Annotated in this window: 18 protein-coding genes and 1 tRNA gene; 8 read left to right on the top strand and 11 right to left on the bottom strand. The window is 71.8% G+C overall.

Annotated elements, in window-relative coordinates; genetic code table 11:
* The first annotated feature begins 17 nt into the window (after nucleotides 1-17).
* Nucleotides 18-986, top strand: a complete 969-nt coding sequence (locus E5083_RS23625; protein ID WP_135787712.1) for a helix-turn-helix transcriptional regulator — start codon at nucleotides 18-20, stop codon at nucleotides 984-986.
* Here E5083_RS23625 and E5083_RS23630 read toward each other — a convergent pair.
* On the bottom strand, nucleotides 977-1,585 hold the full coding sequence (locus E5083_RS23630; protein WP_135787955.1) for a TetR/AcrR family transcriptional regulator: 609 nt from the start codon (nucleotides 1,583-1,585) through the stop codon (nucleotides 977-979). The two genes, E5083_RS23625 and E5083_RS23630, sit on opposite strands and share 10 nt — an antisense overlap.
* A 511-nt stretch (nucleotides 1,586-2,096) precedes the next feature.
* Nucleotides 2,097-3,125, bottom strand: a complete 1,029-nt coding sequence (locus E5083_RS23635; protein WP_135787713.1) for a sigma-70 family RNA polymerase sigma factor — start codon at nucleotides 3,123-3,125, stop codon at nucleotides 2,097-2,099.
* Between the two features lie 191 nt (nucleotides 3,126-3,316).
* Between E5083_RS23635 and E5083_RS23640 the strand changes: the two genes are divergently transcribed.
* On the top strand, nucleotides 3,317-3,844 hold the full coding sequence (locus E5083_RS23640) for a GNAT family N-acetyltransferase (RefSeq protein WP_135787714.1): 528 nt from the start codon (nucleotides 3,317-3,319) through the stop codon (nucleotides 3,842-3,844).
* A 15-nt stretch (nucleotides 3,845-3,859) separates the two neighbouring features.
* On the opposite strand, the gene E5083_RS23645 is transcribed toward E5083_RS23640, so the two are convergent.
* Nucleotides 3,860-4,648, bottom strand: a complete 789-nt coding sequence (locus tag E5083_RS23645) for a dioxygenase family protein (protein WP_135787715.1) — start codon at nucleotides 4,646-4,648, stop codon at nucleotides 3,860-3,862.
* Nucleotides 4,649-4,762: 114 nt separating this feature from the next.
* Here E5083_RS23645 and E5083_RS23650 point away from each other — a divergent pair, with 114 nt between their 5' ends.
* On the top strand, nucleotides 4,763-5,284 hold the full coding sequence (locus E5083_RS23650) for a MarR family winged helix-turn-helix transcriptional regulator (RefSeq protein ID WP_135787716.1): 522 nt from the start codon (nucleotides 4,763-4,765) through the stop codon (nucleotides 5,282-5,284).
* A 12-nt stretch (nucleotides 5,285-5,296) separates the two neighbouring features.
* On the opposite strand, the gene E5083_RS23655 is transcribed toward E5083_RS23650, so the two are convergent.
* Together E5083_RS23655 and E5083_RS23660 are read right to left on the bottom strand one after the other, a co-directional pair.
* Complete coding sequence (locus tag E5083_RS23655; RefSeq protein ID WP_135787717.1) at nucleotides 5,297-6,835, bottom strand: MFS transporter; 1,539 nt, start codon at nucleotides 6,833-6,835, stop codon at nucleotides 5,297-5,299.
* Between the two features lie 189 nt (nucleotides 6,836-7,024).
* Nucleotides 7,025-7,669 (bottom strand): TetR/AcrR family transcriptional regulator, encoded by a 645-nt coding sequence (locus E5083_RS23660; RefSeq protein WP_135787718.1) that lies wholly within the window; start codon nucleotides 7,667-7,669, stop codon nucleotides 7,025-7,027.
* Between the two features lie 345 nt (nucleotides 7,670-8,014).
* Here E5083_RS23660 and E5083_RS23665 point away from each other — a divergent pair, with 345 nt between their 5' ends.
* Complete coding sequence (locus E5083_RS23665; protein WP_135787719.1) at nucleotides 8,015-9,361, top strand: M6 family metalloprotease domain-containing protein; 1,347 nt, start codon at nucleotides 8,015-8,017, stop codon at nucleotides 9,359-9,361.
* A gap of 79 nt (nucleotides 9,362-9,440) precedes the next feature.
* Nucleotides 9,441-9,516: transfer RNA gene (locus E5083_RS23670), tRNA-Arg, on the top strand.
* A gap of 107 nt (nucleotides 9,517-9,623) precedes the next feature.
* On the opposite strand, the gene E5083_RS23675 is transcribed toward E5083_RS23670, so the two are convergent.
* Nucleotides 9,624-10,580, bottom strand: a complete 957-nt coding sequence (locus E5083_RS23675) for a bile acid:sodium symporter family protein (protein ID WP_244317652.1) — start codon at nucleotides 10,578-10,580, stop codon at nucleotides 9,624-9,626.
* Between the two features lie 161 nt (nucleotides 10,581-10,741).
* Here E5083_RS23675 and E5083_RS31285 point away from each other — a divergent pair, with 161 nt between their 5' ends.
* Nucleotides 10,742-10,897 carry a hypothetical protein gene (locus E5083_RS31285; protein WP_167513611.1) on the top strand — a complete coding sequence of 52 codons (156 nt, stop codon included), beginning with the start codon at nucleotides 10,742-10,744 and terminating at the stop codon, nucleotides 10,895-10,897.
* 7 nt (nucleotides 10,898-10,904) lie between these two features.
* On the opposite strand, the gene E5083_RS23680 is transcribed toward E5083_RS31285, so the two are convergent.
* Nucleotides 10,905-11,255: a TraR/DksA family transcriptional regulator gene (locus E5083_RS23680; RefSeq protein WP_135787720.1), complete on the bottom strand. Its 351-nt coding sequence runs from the start codon at nucleotides 11,253-11,255 to the stop codon at nucleotides 10,905-10,907.
* Between the two features lie 9 nt (nucleotides 11,256-11,264).
* Nucleotides 11,265-12,458, bottom strand: a complete 1,194-nt coding sequence (locus E5083_RS23685; protein WP_135787721.1) for an MFS transporter — start codon at nucleotides 12,456-12,458, stop codon at nucleotides 11,265-11,267.
* A 70-nt stretch (nucleotides 12,459-12,528) separates the two neighbouring features.
* On the opposite strand from E5083_RS23685, the gene E5083_RS23690 reads away from it, so the two are divergent.
* Nucleotides 12,529-13,512: an ArsR/SmtB family transcription factor gene (locus E5083_RS23690; RefSeq protein WP_135787722.1), complete on the top strand. Its 984-nt coding sequence runs from the start codon at nucleotides 12,529-12,531 to the stop codon at nucleotides 13,510-13,512.
* Nucleotides 13,509-14,015 carry a glutathione peroxidase gene (locus E5083_RS23695; protein ID WP_135787723.1) on the top strand — a complete coding sequence of 169 codons (507 nt, stop codon included), beginning with the start codon at nucleotides 13,509-13,511 and terminating at the stop codon, nucleotides 14,013-14,015. The genes E5083_RS23690 and E5083_RS23695 overlap by 4 nt, the downstream gene beginning before the upstream one ends.
* A 132-nt stretch (nucleotides 14,016-14,147) precedes the next feature.
* On the opposite strand, the gene E5083_RS23700 is transcribed toward E5083_RS23695, so the two are convergent.
* From E5083_RS23700 to E5083_RS23710, 3 genes are all read right to left on the bottom strand, one after another.
* Nucleotides 14,148-14,339: a DUF397 domain-containing protein gene (locus E5083_RS23700; RefSeq protein ID WP_030804896.1), complete on the bottom strand. Its 192-nt coding sequence runs from the start codon at nucleotides 14,337-14,339 to the stop codon at nucleotides 14,148-14,150.
* Between the two features lie 199 nt (nucleotides 14,340-14,538).
* Nucleotides 14,539-15,396 (bottom strand): helix-turn-helix domain-containing protein, encoded by an 858-nt coding sequence (locus tag E5083_RS23705; RefSeq protein WP_135787724.1) that lies wholly within the window; start codon nucleotides 15,394-15,396, stop codon nucleotides 14,539-14,541.
* Nucleotides 15,397-15,649: 253 nt separating this feature from the next.
* Entirely contained in the window at nucleotides 15,650-16,405 is a 756-nt protein-coding gene (locus E5083_RS23710) for a GOLPH3/VPS74 family protein (protein WP_135787725.1), read from the bottom strand.
* Nucleotides 16,406-16,596: the final 191 nt, after the last annotated feature.

Raw genomic sequence — 16,596 nt, forward strand, 5'->3', positions numbered from 1 at the left:
GCGGCATGCTCGGACGCATGACGACGGACACCCCGGCCCGGCTGCTGACGCTCCTGTCCCTCCTGCAGACCCCGCGCGAATGGCCCGGCGGCGAGCTGGCCGGCCGGCTCGGGGTCTCCCGCCGTACGGTCCGGCGCGACATCGACCGGCTGCGCGAGCTGGGCTATCCGGTGCAGGCCAGCAAGGGCGCGGAGGGCGGGTACCGGCTGGTCGCGGGCAAGGCGATGCCGCCGCTGGTGCTGGACGACGAGGAGGCCGTCGCCATCGCGGTCGGCCTGCGCGCGGGCGCCGGGCACGCGGTGGAGGGGGTGGACGAGGCGTCGGTACGGGCGCTGGCCAAGCTGGAGCAGGTGCTCCCGGCCCGGCTGCGCCGCCAGGTGGCCACCCTGCAGGCCGCGACCACCCCGCTGACCAGCGGCGACGGCCCGACCATCGCCCCGGAGACGCTGACCGTGATGGCGTCCACCATCGCCGGTCACGAGCGGCTCCGGTTCGCCTACCGCGCCGGGGACGGCAGCGAGTCGCGCCGGCTGACCGAGCCGTACCGGCTGGTGTCCACCGGGCGGCGCTGGTACCTCGTCGCCTACGACCTCGACCGCGAGGACTGGCGCACCTTCCGGGTGGACCGGGTCGGCGACCCCTTCGCCACCGGCGCCCGCTTCACCCCGCGCGAACTGCCCTCCGGCGACGCCGCGGAATACCTGCGCCGCTCGATCCAACGGCGCAACGAGACCTGGGAGTTCACCGTCCGCTTCGCGGCCCCCGCCGACCGGATCGCCGCCCGCGTCCCCCACTGGTTCGGCGCCCCCGAACCGGACGGCCCGGACCACTGCCTTCTGCACGGCACCACCGGCGACCCGGTGGAGTGGCTGGCGGTCCGGCTGGCGATGACGGGCCACGAGTTCACGGTCCGGAGTCCGGACGCACTGGCCGACGCGGTACGGGAGCTGGGGTCACGGCTGCTGCGTGCGGCCCCTCAGTCCTGAGGCGTTTCCCACGCGAAGTCGCCCAGGGCCACCAGGTTGCCCAGGGCCAGGGCGGCGGGGCCCGCCGGGCCGGTGGGCGGGGACTCGGTGAGGGCCCAGGTCTCCACGGCGACGCGTACGGCCGCGCCCGCGACAGCGGCGGCGAAGCGGAGGTGGGGAGTGGCGGCCTCGGCAACGTTGTCGGCGTCGTCCTCGGCGGGTGTCAGCCGCGCGGCCAGCGCCTCCGCGAGTTCCGTCTCCGACGCCTGGCAGACCTCCGCCCAGACCTTGCCCAGGGCCGGGCTGGTGTGGGCCATGCGGATCAGGGTGCGGGCCCACTCCCAGGCGGACGCGGAGACGCCGACGCCGGGCGCGAGGGTGCGGTCGACGGCGTGCCGGAGGGCCTCGGGGAGGGTGAGGTGGGCCGGGGCCGCGCGGACGGACTCGGTCCAGAGCTGGGCGCCGGCCGCGTACAGCGGGGCCACGGCCTCCTCCTTGGAGGCGAAGTACCGGTAGAAGGTGCGCGGTGCGATGCCCGCCGCGTGCGCGATGTCCTCGGCGCGGGTGGCCCGCAGGCCCTGCCGGACGAAGAGGGTCGCGGCGGCGCGGGCGATCTCCATCCGGGTCTCGGCCTTGCGGCGCTCGGTCAGGGAGGCCGCCGGAGAGGCCGGGTACGAACGCCTTCGGGCGGTGGTGCCGGTGTTGCCGGTGTTACGGGTGGTACGGGGGGTGCTCACCTCGGCAGGCTATGCCCCTGTGGCAGAATCTGCCATTCGGCGGGTCACCCCGTGGTTCAGGTGCGGGGTGGCCCGCTTTTCCATGCCCGGACCCCGATCGCACAGGCATGAAAAAGCCGGGCCCCGACGCCGGGGGGAAGGCGCCGGAGCCCGGCGGGAAGTCCCGACGCCGGGGGGGGATGACGTCGGAACTGGTCCGTGGGGCCCGCCCCGGAGGGCGGGCCTTACGTGGCGGTGGGGACGCCGCGCGGTGTTCGGTGGGAGTGCGGCCCCCGGAGTCTGGACTCCGGTGCCCGCAAGGGTTGTTCCCGCGCCCGGAGGCGTTGAAGCGACGGGACCGCGCCATGTTGGCACCGCATTCCGCCACCGCGCCGGCGTCCCACCCCCCGGGGTCCTACGCCGCCGCGTCGAACCCCGTGTCGTGGGCGAGCTTCTTCAGCTCCAGCAGGGCGTGCTTCTCTATCTGCCGGATGCGCTCGCGGGTCAGTCCGTGCTCCTTGCCGACCTCGGTGAGGGTCCGCTCCCGGCCGTCCTCGATGCCGTACCGCATCTTGATGATCGAGGCGGTGCGCTCGTCCAGGCGGCCGATCAGGTCGTCCAGCTCCTCGCGGCGCAGCAGGCTGAGCACCGACTGCTCGGGCGAGACCGCGGAGGTGTCCTCCAGCAGGTCGCCGAACTGGGTCTCGCCCTCGTCGTCCACCGACATGTTCAGCGAGACCGGGTCGCGGGACCAGTCGAGCACGTCGGTGACGCGCTCCGGCGTGGAGCCCAGCTCGGCGGCGATCTCCGCGGGTTCCGGGTCCCGGCCGTGCTCCCGGTTGAACTCGCGCTGCACCCGGCGGATGCGGCCCAGCTCCTCCACCAGGTGGACGGGGAGCCGGATGGTGCGGGACTGGTCGGCGATGGAGCGGGTGATGGCCTGGCGAATCCACCAGGTCGCGTACGTGGAGAACTTGAAGCCCTTGCGGTAGTCGAACTTCTCGACCGCGCGCACCAGGCCCGCGTTCCCCTCCTGGATCAGGTCGAGCAGGGGCAGGCCGCTGCGCGGGTAGCGCCGGGCGACGGCCACGACCAGGCGGAGGTTGGAGCGGATGAAGACGTCCTTGGCCCGCTCGCCCGCCTCGAACAGCTCCTCGAGCTCCTCGCGGGACGCCTCGGCGCCGGTCTCCTCCTGGCCGTCGAGGACCTGGCGCGCGAACACGCCCGCCTCGATCGTCTGGGACAGCTCGACCTCCTTGGCGGCGTCGAGCAGGGGCGTACGCGCGATCTCGTCGAGGTACATGCCGACCAGGTCGCGGTCGGCGATCTCGCCGCCGCGCACGCGGACGCTGCTTGCCGAGTTGGCCGTCTGTCCCCCAGAGCCCGGAGCCTGGGAGGTGCCCCCATTGGCGGACTTACGACGGGCGACGGCGCGGGTTGCCATGCGTGCTCCCTTGCGGTGGTGGCTGGCAGGTGGTCCTGGCGAACGCTCGGCACTCCGGACCCTCCCTCGGGACTCTCCTCGGGTGCCCTGCATCCGTGGGAAACAACGACTGGAATCCGGACAGAATTCCCCACCGACCCCCCGATTTTTCTGATCATGCAGTACCCTGTCGCGCCACAGAGGGGGTTCACATGGTGCCGAACGGTACGGAAGTGCAGGTCAGGCCCGGAACCGAGGCCGATCTCGACGCCCTGACCGCGCTGTACAACCACTATGTGACTGAGACGGCCATCACATTCGACCTGACCCCGTTCACCCCTGTGGAGCGCCGCCCCTGGCTGCTCTCCCACCCGGAAGACGGCCCGCACCGCCTCCTGGTTGCCACGGACACGGATTCCCGCCGCGTCCTCGGCTACGCCACCTCGGGCCCCCACCGCCCCAAGGCCGCGTACGCCCCCTCGGTGGAGACCTCGGTCTACGTGGCCCCGGACGCGACCGGCCGGGGCGTGGGCACCCTGCTCTACGGCGCCCTCTTCGCCGCGCTCGCCGAGGAGGACGTGCACCGGGCCTTCGCCGGCATCACCCAGCCCAACGAGGCGTCCGTGAAGCTGCACGAGCGCTTCGGCTTCCGGCACCTGGGCACCTTCGGCGAGGTCGGCCGCAAGTTCGGCCGCTACTGGGACGTGGCCTGGTACCAGAAGGACCTCGACGCCGACTGAGCCACCGGCGCGGTTTCAGCCGAACTGCACGGACCGCTTGGCCAGCCCCATCCAGAACCCGTCGATCACCGACTTGTGCGCGTCCGTGCCGGCCGCGCCGAGCGTGACGAACAGTGGCGCGAAATGTTCGGTCCGGGGGTGGGCGAGTTTCCCGGCCGGGGCCTTGGTCTCGAAGTCCAGCAGGGCGTCCCAGTCGCCGGCGTCCAGCGCGGCCCGGCCCCAGTCGTCGAACTCGGCGGACCAGCCCGGCACACCCTCGCGGTGCCGGAGCGCGGCCAGGTTGTGGGTGAAGAAGCCGGAGCCGACGATCAGCACACCCTCGTCACGCAGCGGCGCGAGCCTGCGGCCGAGGTCCATCAGCCGGGCCGGGTCGAGGGTGGGCAGGGAGATCTGGAGGACCGGGATGTCGGCCTCGGGGAACATCTCGACGAGCGGGACGTAGGCGCCGTGGTCCAGCCCCCGGTCCGGGATGTCCTGGACGGGGGTGCCGGGGGCGCGCAGCAGCTTGCGTACGGATTCGGCCAGTTCGGGGGCGCCGGGGGCGCCGTACCGTACGCGGTAGTAGTGCTCGGGGAAGCCCCAGAAGTCGTAGACCAGCGGGGCGGTGTGGGTGGCGCCGAGGGCGAGGGGGGCCTCTTCCCAGTGGGCGGAGACCATCAGGACCGCCCTGGGCCGGGGCAGGCCGGCCGCCCAGGCGGCGAGCTGGCCGGGCCAGACGGGGTCGTCGGCGAGCGGCGGGGCGCCATGACTGAGGTAGAGGGCGGGCATGCGGTCCGGAGCGGACGGCTCGGCGGTGTGGTGCATGACGGCTCCTCCCACGACGGGGCGTACAGCGTTGCTTTAACTCTCAAGCATTACTCGGTCAGATTACGCCCGACTTGTTCAAGTTTCAAGAAGGTGGCTCGTACAGTGGGAGACATGAACTCGGCATCCACCCCGGCAACGGCGCCGGCATCCGGACACCGCTGGCTCACCGATGAGGAGCAGCGCGTCTGGCGGGCGTATCTGCACGCGACCACGCTGCTGGAGGACCACCTCGACCGGCAGCTCCAGCGCGACGCGGGCATGCCGCACGTCTACTACGGCCTGCTCGTCGGCCTGGCCGAGGCCCCGCGCCGCAGACTGCGGATGACCGAGCTGGCCCGGAAGTCGAAGATCACCCGCTCCCGGCTCTCGCACGCCATCGCCCGGCTGGAGAAGAGCGGCTGGGTGCGCCGCGAGGACTGTCCCTCGGACAAGCGCGGCCAGTTCGCGGTGCTCACCGAGGAGGGCGCCGAGGTGCTGCGCCGTACCGCGCCGGGCCATGTCACCGCCGTACGGCAGGCGCTGTTCGACCGGCTGAGCCCGGCGCAGCAGAAGGCCCTCGGCGAGATCATGGAGATCGTCGCCGAGGGCCTTCAGCCGAGCGAGGCCGGTGCGGATCTGCCCTGGCTGCGCTGAGCTACGCGGGGGTCAGTGCGCGACCACCGGCACCGGGATCTCGTCCTCGGCGCCGTCACCGGAGGCCATCTTGACGGCGCCCGGCTTGCCCGCGTTGACCATGGTGAACGCGATCAGCGAGGCGACCGCCAGGATGCCGACGGCGAACCAGATGGCCGTGCTGTAGCCGTGCACCATGGCCTGCAGCTTGACGAGCTGCTGCTGCGGCACCGCGGTCGCGGACGCGATGTGGTCCTTGACGTACGAGGTGGTCGCGGAGGCGGCGATGGTGTTCAGCAGGGCGGTGCCGATCGCGCCGCCGACCTGCTGCGAGGTGTTGACCATGGCGGAGGCGACACCGGCGTCCCGGGGCTCGACGCCCTGGGTCGCCAGCGACATCGCCGGCATGAAGGCCGTACCCATGCCGAGGCCGAGCAGCACCATCGCGGGCAGCAGCAGGGTGGCGTAGGAGGAGCCGATCTCGAGCTGGGTCAGCAGCAGCATGCCGAGCGCGGCGAGCGCGAAGCCGGGGCCCATCAGCAGCCGGGCCGGGACCCGGATCATCAGACGGGCGCCGATCTGGGTGGAGCCGGTGATCATGCCCGCGACCATCGGCAGGAACGCGAAGCCGGTCTTGACCGGGGAGTAGCCCTTCACGACCTGGAGGTAGTAGGTCAGGAAGAGGAACAGGCCGAACATGCCGATGATGGCGAGGCCGAGGGAGAGGTAGATGCCGCCCCGGCTGCGGTCGGCGACCACGCGCAGCGGCAGCAGCGGCGCCTTGACCCGCTGCTCGACCAGGACGAACGCCAGCAGCAGCACCACGGAGGCGACGAACATCGAGATGGTGACCGCGTCGCTCCAGCCGTCGGACTCGGCGCGGGTGAAGCCGTACACCAGGGAGACCAGGCCGAGCGTGGAGAGGACCACGCCGGGGATGTCGAGCGGGGAGCGGTTGCGGCCGCCCTCGGGCTCCCGGATCACGAACCAGGCACCGGCCGCGGCGACGACGGCGAACGGCACGTTGACGAAGAAGGTCCAGCGCCAGTCGAGGTACTCGGTGAGGAAGCCGCCGAGGATCAGGCCGACGGCACCGCCGCCGCCCGCGATGGCGCCGTAGATGCCGAACGCCTTGGCGCGCTCCTTGGCGTCGGTGAACATCACGGCCAGCAGGGAGAGCGCGGCCGGGGCGAGCAGGGCGCCGAAGACACCCTGGAGGGCGCGGGCACCGAACATCATCACGCCGGTGGTGGCGGCGCCGCCGAGCGCGGAGGCCGCGGCGAAGCCGGCGAGGCCGAGCAGGAAGGCGCGCTTGCGGCCCCACAGATCGGCGATGCGGCCGCCGAACAGCAGCAGACCGCCGAAGGCGAGGGCGTAGGCGGTGACGACCCACTGCCGGTTGCCGTCGGATATGCCGAGGTCCTGCTGGGCGGAGGGCAGCGCGATGTTCACGATGGTGGCGTCGAGGACGACCATGAGCTGGGCCAGCGCGATGAAGACGAGCGCCTTCCAGCGGTTGGCGTCGCCTGCGGGCGCGGTGGCCGGCGGTGACTTGGTGACTGCTTCGGACATGGGGGTACCCCGTTCGGGACTTCGGTCGGACGTGTCGGACATGCGGGGCGCGTTCGTACGGCGTCTCGTACGCGCACAGGGCGTGCGGGGCCCCACCGGCTCGCCCTCGTTGGCGGCCGGGTGGCTAACTGGGATTCCGGGGCGCGGGCCCGGCGGAGTCGTAGGTCTCGGTCGGTCAGGTCGGTCGGGTCAGGACTGGCGGAGATCCTCCATGGTCACGGCCGTACCGGGCAGGACGGAGCGGGCCGGGGCCCGCAGCCCGTCGAGGAAGAGTTGCAGGTGGCGGTGGACGAACCGGTCGGCGTCGAAGCAGGCGGTACCGGCCGGGGGCCGGCTGAGCTGGGCGGCGGCGACCATCAGGTCACCGACACCGACGTCGGTACGGAGCTGTCCGGCCGCCTTGGCGCGGTCCATGACCTCGGCGATCAGGCCCTCCACCCTCTCCCGCGCCGCCTCCAGGTCGGGGTGGTTGCGGTCGAAGGTGCTGGAGACCATCGGGCACAGCGCGCTGATCCGCTCCTCGGCGGCGGCGTGCGCGAAGCGTTCCAGCGCGGCGAAGGCGTCGCCGGTCTCGGCCAGGGCGCACTTGGCGGCCTCGGCCGTGCGGTCCATGACGGAGCACAGGACCTCCCGGACCAGGGCGTCCCGGTCGGGAAAGTTGCGGTACAGGGTGGCGTTGCCGACGCCCGCGCGGCGGGCGATCTCGTCCAGCGGCACCTGGGGGCCGTGCTCGACGAACATCTCCCGTGCGGCGGTGATGATCCGCTCCCGGTTGCGGAGCGCGTCGGCACGGGGCCGGGGCGACGCCCTGCGGGCGGAGGGTGCGGTGCGCACGGCGGACACGGTGGGCTCCCCATCTGTACGGAGTGGCTGTTCGGAAGGCTCTCGTCCGCTGATCCGGGGAGAAGCTCCCCGCTTCGCGCGGACACAGGTCTAAACGGGGAAGCCCTCCCCGGTTATTTCCCTATTTTCATGTGACCTGGGTCACAACACGGTGGGGGCGCCGCCGATCCCCGCTCAGCGGCCCGATCCACCCTCAACGGTAGGCGATTCACCCCTCCCCCTCCCGATATCCCACGATCGGTCTCTCCCAGCGCGCGACCCCGGCCGCGGCGACCCAGGGTGAGCCCAAGGGCGCAGCCGGATCACGGGGGCTGCCGTGGAGCGGGAGGTCCGTGCATGCAGCCGCAGTCGCCCCGCCGCCCGATACGCCCGCGCCGGATACGCCCGCGCCGCGTTGCCGCCCTCGCCTCGGTGACCGTGCTGACCTTCGCGGTCAGCACCTCGGCCGGGTCCGGGCAGCTCACGGCGCGCACCACCGCCGGGCCGAACGGGCTGATACGCACCGCCGCGCTGGCCCCCTGCATGATCCAGGGAGCGTCCGAGGTCCAGATGACCGAGGGCTTCCCCACCTCCACCGGCTACTCCCGCTCCACCGGCACCGTCCACGCCCTGACCCTGATGGTCGACTTCCCGGACACCCCCGGCGAGGGCAAGGCGATGGACCGCTTCCACGAGTTCTTCCCGAAGACCCAGGAATGGTTCGCCAAGGCGTCGTACGGCCGGCTCGACTACCGCGCCGAGACCCCGATCACCTCCTGGCTGCGGATGCCGAAGCCGTTCAAGGACTACGGCATAGAGCGCGGCGCCCCCTTCGACCCCGGCTACCGGCAACTGGTGCGGGACATCGTCTCCGCCGCCGACCCGGACGTGGACTTCCGCTCGTACGACCTGCTGAACGTGCTGGTCACCCCGAACGCCGGCCCCTCCGCCCTGGACACGGTCCTCTCCGTCACCTTCGCCGGCAACGGCGAGGCCCCGGTGGCCGACGGCACCCCGGTCGCCAACGCCTCCTTCGTCTACTCCCGCCAGGACGACGGCTCGGGCGCGTACGCGGACACGGGGTACCGGGTGCTGCCGCACGAGAACGGGCACACCTTCGGGCTGCCGGACCTGTACACGCAGGAGGGGGGCAGCGCGGTCGGGCACTGGGACATCATGAGCGAGGACTGGGGGGCCAACAACGACCTCCTCGGCTGGCACAAGTGGAAGCTGGGGTGGCTCCCGGCGTCCCAGGTGAGCTGCGCGACTGCGGCGGGGAGCGCCGACTACACCCTCTCCCCCCTCTCCCAGAAGTCCGGGGCGAAGCTGGTCATGGTCCCGCTGGACGACCGCACCGCGTACGCCCTTGAACTCCGCACCCAGGGCGGCAACGACGAGGCCGTCTGCAAGCCCGGCATCCTCGTCTACAAGGTCGACGCCTCCGTCGACACCGGCCGCGGGCCCATCACCGTCTACGACGCCCACCGCGACACCGGCGGCTGCACCCACAGCCCCAACGTCCACGCCGAACTCTCCGACGCCCCGTACTCCCCCGGAGAAACCTTCAAGGACCAGTCCTCGGGCATCACGATCCACGTGGCCGCGGCTGACCTGGACGGCAAGTACCGGGTACGAGTGACCCGCACCCACGCGGCAAAGGGCACAACAGCAGCAGCGGGCCCGGTCCGCCCGAACCACGGCTGACCGTTCCGCCCAAGTCACGGCGCCCCACCCCCGATCCGCTACCCTGTCAGGGGCAGCCACCAGCCGGCCGCCACACCCCGCCTTCGTAGCTCAGGGGATAGAGCACCGCTCTCCTAAAGCGGGTGTCGCAGGTTCGAATCCTGCCGGGGGCACCAGTAGCGAGGCCCCGGACCGATCATGGTCCGGGGCCTTTGGCATGCGCGGATGGAGACCTCCTGCGCCGACAAGGACGCCAACTACAAGATGGTCAAGGTCGTCAAGGTCAACCGTCCAGTCTGGTACGGCGGTTCATCCATGCCGCCACCACCGCGCCCGACAGGTTGTGCCAGACCGAGAAGACCGCCGCGGGCAGGGCCGTCAGCGGGCTGAAGTACGTCGCAGCCAGCGAGGCCGCCAGGCCCGAGTTCTGCATGCCGACCTCGAAGGCCATGGCGCGGCGGGCCGCGGGGTCGAGCCCCGCGAGGCGGGCGGCGGCGTAGCCGAGGGCGAGGCCGAAGGCGTTGTGGAGGACCACCGCGAGGAAGACGATCGCGGCGGCCGCCTTCAGGGCGGAGGCGCTCGCCGCGACGACGATCAGGACGATCACCGCCACCGTCCCGGCCGACAGCCAGGGCAGCGCGGGGAGGCAGCGGCGGATCACCGGGGCGGCCAGGTGGCGGACCAGCAGGCCGGCCACCACCGGGACCAGGACCGTCTTCAGGATGTCGACGACCATCGGGCCCGCCTCGACGTCCAGCATGTGTCCCGCGAGCAGCAGGACCAGGTACGGCGTGACCAGCGGAGCGAGCAGCGTGGAGACCGTCGCCACCGACATCGACAGGGCCACGTCGCCCCTGGCCAGGAACGTCACCACGTTGGACGCCGTACCGCTCGGCGTGCAGCCGACCAGGATCACGCCCACGGCCAGCGCGGGCGACAGGTTCAGCAGCTCGGCGATCGCCCAGCCGAGGCCCGGCATGATCACGTAGTGGGCCACCAGGCCGAGGCCGACCGCCCAGGGGCGCTTCACCACGCCCTGGAAGTCCTCCGACGTCATCGTCAGGCCCATGCAGAACATCACGACGCCGAGCAGGTAGGGCACCGCCTCCTTGCCCCCGGCGAACGTCGACGGCATCAGCATCCCGAGGGCGCCCGCGGCCAGCACCAGCAACGGGAAGACGGTCACGGCCCGTTTCGCCGTACGGTCGGCATCCGCCGTACCAGCACTGTCAGTTATCACCTCGGCCGGAACAACCTGGCCCTCTGAGTCCCGCACTTACCGCTCCCGCGTCCGCCGTCCTGTCCTCGCGCACGTCAACCGCGCGCCCGCCGATCGTGTCAGACAGCCCCCGGTCCGTGTACGTTCCACTCACGTATCGAGACGCCTCAAGGGGGACCCGGATGCCCGCATACGGCAGGGCCGACAGCGAATGGGCCGAACTCGTGGAAGCCGGACGGGACTTCCTGATCGAACAGGCACGCCATCGCACCCTCACCCACTACACGGAGTTCTGGGTCAAGCAGGTACAGCGGCTCTACGAACGTCACGCAGCGTGACCACCGTTTAGCCCACCCCCGCACACCCCACGCACCGCGTGCTCGCCGGTCGTACCTCCAGCCGTTCCGCCGGGATCTCCACCCCGCACCGCTCGCAGATGCCGTACCGGCCCTCGCGCAGGCGGGTCAGGGCCTCGTCCAGGTGGTCCAGGTGGAGGCGGGCCTGGGTGAGGAGGGAGGAGACGTGGGCTCGTTCGAAGGCGGTGCTGGAGCCGTCCGGGTCGTGTTCGTCGTCTACGGCGACCAACGCGTTCGCGTCGACGATGGACTGGAAATCCCTGGTCAGGGCGTCGATCTGGGTCAGGGTGGCAGCACGCTCCGCCGCGAGGCGTTCCTCGACGGCGGCGTTTTCCGGCATGTCCGTCACCTATGCCTCAGCGTCCACCCGGACGGCCGTATTCCGGGCCGGAGCACGGCCCGCCAGCGCCAGTCCCAGGGTCACCGCCACCGACGCCCCCGCCATCACCGTCATCCCCGTCGCCGGAGACGTGACCTGGGCCAGCGACCCCGCCACCGCCGCGCTCACCCCCTGCATGGTCAGCATCCCCGCCGAGTGCAGCCCCAGGGCGTGGCCGGACAGCGCGTCCGGGGTCAACGACATCAGCCGCTCCTGCTGGACCAGACTCGCCCCGAACCCCACGGAGGCGACCGTCACGCACAGGAGCGAAACGGCCAGCGGAGGATGCGCCGCGAAGGCCAGGTACGGCACCGCGAGCAGGAGCAGCAGCGGCGTCGCCAGGTGCGCCCGGACCGCCGGAGGCAGCAGGCGGCCCACCGTCACGTCCCCCGCCAGCATCCCCACCGCCCCGCAGGCGAACAGCGTGCCCGCAGCGGCGGGGGCGTACGACACGTACAGCGACTCGCAGCCGACGACCAGGCCGTTGGGGAGCCAGAGGCCGAGGTAGGTGAGGCGGCGGGGGCGGGAGGACCAGAGGGCGGCGTTGGTGTGCCAGGTCGCTGCGACGGACGGGCGGCCGGTGGTGCGGGGCGGGCGGGTGGTGAGGCCGAGGCGGAGGGTGAGGGCGGCGGTCAGGTAGAGGCCGGCGGCGATCAGGAGGCACACGCGTGGGGAGATCGTGGCCAGCAGGAGCCCGCCGGTGGCGAAACCGACCGTCTGCGTCAGGCCATTGAGGATGTTGAAGAGGGAACGCCCGGGCAGATAGCCGTCCTTGGTGAGGATCTCGTTCAGCAGGCCCCAGCGGACGCCGCCGCCCAGCGCGGCCACCAGGCCCAACAGCAGGACAACTCCCAGGAGTACGCCGGGCGGCAGTCCCGGTACCGCCTGGAACGCCGTACCCACCGCGAAGACCGCCGCGATGGCGGACAGCGCCGTGCGCGGGGGCAGGCGGTCGGAGCCGGAGAGCAGGAAGGTCGCGCCGATGACCTGGGCCAGGGCCGGGCCGAACATGCTGAGCGCGGAGAGCAGCGGGGAGCCGGTGGCCCGGTAGACGAGGGTGCCGAGCGCGAGTCCGCCCATCGTCTGGGCAGCGGTCTGTGCGGAGGCGGCGAGGAAGAGCGGGGTGAACTCCGGTGTGCGGAACAGGGATCGGTAGCTGGGCATGCGGGGAGTCTCGGCCGCGCACCAGGGTGCTCGTTATTGTTTCGCCGGACGGCGAAAGGTGGGGCGGGGCATGGGGTGGTGGCTGCTCGACGCGGACACGCTGGCGCGCAGCCGGTTCGTGATCTCCCCGCTCGCCGAGACCTTCGCGAGCCTCAAGCTGCTGCACGCGGCCACGCCCGCACACCCCGGTGAACGGGAGTGGCTGCGCGCCCATCTCCCCGCGTACCAGGCCCGGTTGGCCGAGGACCCCGTCACCGCGCGCCTGATCCGCGCCGGTCTCGGCCGGGCATGGGTCGCCGACTTCCTCACCCCCACCCCGCGCGACGGCGAGACCTTCGCCGAGGAGGTCGGCCGGGTACGGGCCGCCCGCCCCGCCGACGCCCGCGCCCACCTGCTGCTCTCCCTCGCCGGCCCGCTGCCCGCCGTACTGGAGCGGGACGACCTGCCCGAGCGGGCGGCCACGCTGCTGGAGTGGGTGTGGGAGGAGGCGGTACGGCCGTACTGGGAGCGGCGCAGGCGGGTGCTGGAGACGGACGTGCTGGCGCGGACCGCGCGGATGGGGCGCGGCGGCTGGGCCGGGGTGCTGGACTCGCTGCGGCCGGGGACGCGGTGGCTCGGCGAGAGCCGGTTCCAGGTCAACCTGCAGAGCTATCCGCCTCGCGAGATCTCCGGCGCCGAACTCGTCCTCGTCCCGGTGACCCCGCAGCGGCAGGGCTGGGTGGCATGGGAGGGGCGGGAGCGGTACGCGCTGGTCTACCCCTGCGCCGGTGCCCTCGCCGGGCAGGCCGAGCGGCCGGTGCCCGCGAGCCTGGGCGCGCTGCTCGGGCCGGCCCGCGCGAGCGTGCTCACCCTGCTGGAGTCCCCCCTGAGCACCACCCAGCTCACCGCGCTGACCGGCCAGACGCTCGGCTCGGTCGGCCGCCACCTGAAGGTGCTGCGCGAGTCGGGCCTGATCACCCGCCGCCGCGCGGGCCGCTCGGTGCTGTACTCGCGCACGGCGGCCGGGGAGGTACTGGTGGAAGCGGGGCGAGCAGGACCTAGGCTGCCCGCATGACGACCAGCGATCACACCTCTTCCCCCCTCGACGTCGAGATCGGCGCCCTCCAGGGCGGTTCCGCCGAGCTGGCCCGGTACGCCGGGCAGGCCGTGCTCGTCGTGAACGTGGCCTCCAAGTGCGGGCTGACCCCCCAGTACACGGGCCTGGAGCGGCTCCAGGAGCGGTTCGGCGGCCAGGGCTTCACCGTGCTCGGCGTGCCGTGCAACCAGTTCATGGGCCAGGAGCCCGGCTCCGCCGACGAGATCGCGGAGTTCTGCTCGGCGACCTACGGCGTGACCTTCCCCCTCACCGAGAAGGTCGACGTCAACGGCGACACCCGCCACCCCCTCTACGACCGCCTCACCACCTTCGCCGACGCCGAGGGCCACACCGGCGACATCCGCTGGAACTTCGAGAAGTTCCTCATCGGCCGCGACGGCCAGATCGCCGCCCGCTTCGCCCCGCAGACCGAGCCCGAGTCGGCAGAGGTCGTCACCGCGATCGAGGCCCAGCTCGCCTGACGTTGCCGCCGGGCAGGTCGAAGCCCCCTCGGCAAGGACGGCGGGCCGGTCGAGGGGGCTTCTGGGTGGTGCGTGTGTGGCGGGTGAAGCATCGGTCAGGTGCTTCTGCGCGGTGGGACCTCAGACGGTCCCTTACGCCTTGACCGAGGCCACGAAGGCGTTCCACGCGGTAGCGGGGAAGGCCAGGACGGGGCCCGCGATGTCCTTGGAGTCGCGTACGGCGAGTTCGGCGGCGGTCGGCGACTTGACCTCGACGCAGGCGCCGTTGCCCGCGGAATAGGAGGACTTCATCCACGTCTCCGTCGCGCCCTGAATCAGTGCCATGTCCACTCCTGTTGCGAGTTGCGGTGGTGCGGTTCGCGCCAACCCATGCGAGCGATTGGCGTGATCGACGCTACCGGTCAACCTCCCTGTCCGCAGGGGCCGTTCACTCAAGCGGGTGGCATATTCCAAGCGAGCCGTCATGGGAGTGGGGCGACGGTGTACGATCCCTCGCCCCACGTACCGCAATACCGCTCAGGCCCTACTGGGCGAACCTCTTGGCCGCGTCCTGGATGAACTGCTGGGACCGCTCCACCGGGAGCGCCTGCGCCCGCAGATGCTCGTACATCACGGCGTACTTCTGCACGTCCGGCGCCTTCTCCAGGTACAGGTCGCTGGTGACGCCCTCCAGGTAGACCACGCTGGAGTCGGCCGCGTCGGCGAACTCCAGGATGGCGTACTGGCCGTTGAGCCCCGGATGCGCGCCGACCTCGAAGGGCAGCACCTGCACGGTGACGTGCGGGAGGTTGGACAGCTCGATCAGGTGCTCCAACTGCTCGCGCATGATGAGCTTGCTGCCGACCACCCGGTGCAGCGCGGCCTCGTCCAGCACCACCCACAGGCGCAGCGGGTTGTTGGCGTCGGTGACGCGCTCCTGCCTGCGCATACGGACCCTGACGCGCTTGTCGATCTCGGCCGTCGAGGTCTCCGGCAGCGCGCCGCGCACCAGCGCCTCGGCGTACGCGCGGGTCTGCAACAGGCCGGTGACCAACTGCGGTTCGTACACCCGGAGCGACTGCGCGTCGGTCTCCAGGCCGATGTACACGCTGTACGGGATGTCGCCGAAGGTGTGCCACCAGCCCTGCTGGCGGGAGTCGCGGGCCATCTCCATCAGCGAGTCGACCACCCTCTGGTCCTCCACCTCGTAGACCCCGCACAGATCGCGCACGTCGCGCTGGCTGATGCTGCGGCGGCCGTTCTCCAGCCTGCTGATCTTCGACTGCGACACCAGCAGGCGGTCGGCGACCTCTTCGGCCGTCATGCCCTTGAGCTCACGGAGCTTGCGCAGCTCCTGGCCCAGCCGGCGCCGCCGGACGGTGGGATTCACATTGGACGCCACGGGATGCGCACCTCCGGCTGGCTGCCTGTATCTGACACTTTGTGTATCTGCTGTTGAGCAGACTGCCACCAAGGGGGTTTCCACCGCTGGGAAACGTCGGATATGCGGCGCCTACCCGACAGTTCGGGGTACGCGCCGCCCTGCGGCCTGGTATGGGGTGAAGTGGCGGAGCGGGGCGGGGGACTTGGCCGGTCCACCCGTCCCGCTCTTCAACTCGCCTGGTGCCGACCGGGGTTGTTCCCGGCCGGGCCGTTCAGTGGGCCGCCGCGCGGGCCATCGTGCCGTGGTGCGGCTGCATCGGGACCCCGCGCGCGGGTTCCCCGGTCGCCCTGGCTCCCGGTCCGGCCGGCCGGCCGGCCGGGGCCTGGCCACGCCTCGACTGGGCGCCCGCGCCGTTCTGCACGTCCATCACGGCGTGCGCGACCAGGCCGCCCATCGGGTCGTGCCGGATCAGGTCCCTGAGCCGGGAGCGGGACGAGCGTCCCTCGTTCCCCGGGTACAGGTGCTTGCCCAGGCCGACCGCGTGGGCCAGCGCGGCGAGCGCGGCGGTCCGTGGGTCCGGTGGTACGCCGGTGCGGATCGCGGAGTCGAGCCTTCCGCGGATCTCCCGGCTGATGGTGGTGTCCGTCGCCTGGTACCGCGTGGTCGGCAGCACGCCGCACATCTGGCCCGGTACGGCGGCCACCATGCCGCACCTTTCCAGGTGCGACAGATAGGTCTGACGCAGGCCCAGCCGGGGCCCGCCTATCCAATGGACGGCCCGTACCGGAGCGCCGCGCCTTCGCAGCAGCTCCAACGCGCAGTCCAGAGTCGGATCTCCTGTCGGCCGTGGCACCACCACGGCGATACGATCCCCGTCTGGGGCTATCCGTCCGGCCAGCGCCAGCTCCACTAGCTGCGCACCGGCCAGACCGAGGTCGAGCGACTGCGGCTGCGCAGTGGTACCCGTGGCCGGGTCCAGTGCGAGCATCAGAAGCTCTTCCGGAAGTGTTCTGCGGCTCCTGCCCATCCATGCCTCCCCGCGTGGATGAATGACAGGGTGACGCCTCTCACATTCATCTGTCGAGAGCGCGTGCCTGGTTCGTGGGGGAACCGGCAGGTATGTCGTTCTCGTCTGCCACTACGGGCGTACCCCCACACAGGACACTGGTACATGGTTCGGACAGGGCGCGCGAGGGCGCGTGCGGCGCATCAAGGAGG

Source organism: Streptomyces bauhiniae, from assembly GCF_004784475.1.
GTDB lineage: Bacteria > Actinomycetota > Actinomycetes > Streptomycetales > Streptomycetaceae > Streptomyces > Streptomyces seoulensis.